Raw genomic sequence first — 1,250 nt, forward strand, 5'->3', positions numbered from 1 at the left:
ACTAATGAATACCAATACGACCCAAACACAAAAACACTTAACCCCACAGGCAAAGGAGCAGTATTAAGAATAGAAAATGACGGCAGTACAATAACAAAAATACACAGCCTTTCCTCAGGCAGCGATTTAGAAAAAGCAGAGTATTGGAAGAATTTAAATTCAAAGAAACTCGTTATTACTGATACAGAAGTAAGGATACCCATAAAAGCAGAGTCTCAAGGCTGGGCAACAAACTGGAATTATAAAATTCCTGATGATGTACCTAATAATATCGGTTATCGTTGGGGATACAGTTATGATGAAGTAACTGGAGAAAAAATAGAAGATATTTATAAAAAAATTACTAACGATAATTTTGGTTATGTAGAAAAACTTATAATTCATTACAGCAACAGAAGTTCATCAGATTTATTAAATTGGAATAAATCTTCTTCCTCAAATGTATTTGATTTTCCAAAACCTAATTTTAATAATCCTAGCTTTCAAGGAAGATTTGGAAATGCTACTGAAAATAGGATAATTTATTTTAAGGGTAAAATATTTGTATTTAAAATGAATTTTAATTTTTATAATAAATATCTTACATATTATATAGAGCCTAATGATGGATATTTTATTATGGGTACAAATGAATATTATACGATTGAATTGGGAAAAGATATGTCTGATGCTAAAAATTGGGTTACAAATCATATAAATATAATAAATGCATTGTATATAAATAACTATGGTGTATGGTATAATGAAAATAAATTGTATTTAGAAATTCCATCTTATTATATAAAATATAGCTATAGTGATAGATGGAAATTATGGACTAATGACTCGGTTTATAATGGTAATGGTATTGTATATACAACAGAGGATGGTATAAATTGGAAAGAGGAACATTATGATATTTATGATATTATTGATAAATATAATCTTGAATGGACAGGAATTTCAGTGGGATATCATATTAATGCATATCAGTTTGTTAATGAAACTAATAAAATGATTGGTTATGAAATGCCTGACGGTACGCCTTTCGAGCCTTCATACACTGAGTTAAACGGCAAATATTACAGGACTTTTAACAGTACCTATCCTATGCCGCCTATTAAAGAAATTATGGAAACGGTTGACAGATTTGAAACTAACTTCACCGTTACAGAAGAGCATATTAAAAAGTCTGGTTATTATCAATTACAAGTGTCTTCAATTCCTCCAGACAAAGCACAGGAATCCGACTGGGTTAATGTTGTGCCTAA

1 pseudogene is annotated in these 1,250 nt (G+C 29.6%); it reads left to right on the forward strand.

From position 1 onward, the window contains the following. A pseudogene (locus F811_RS16575) lies at positions 1–1,250 on the forward strand (hypothetical protein); the annotation flags it as partial.

Origin of the sequence: Brachyspira innocens ATCC 29796 (assembly GCF_000384655.1) — a bacterium.
Classification (GTDB): Bacteria; Spirochaetota; Brachyspiria; order Brachyspirales; family Brachyspiraceae; genus Brachyspira; species Brachyspira innocens.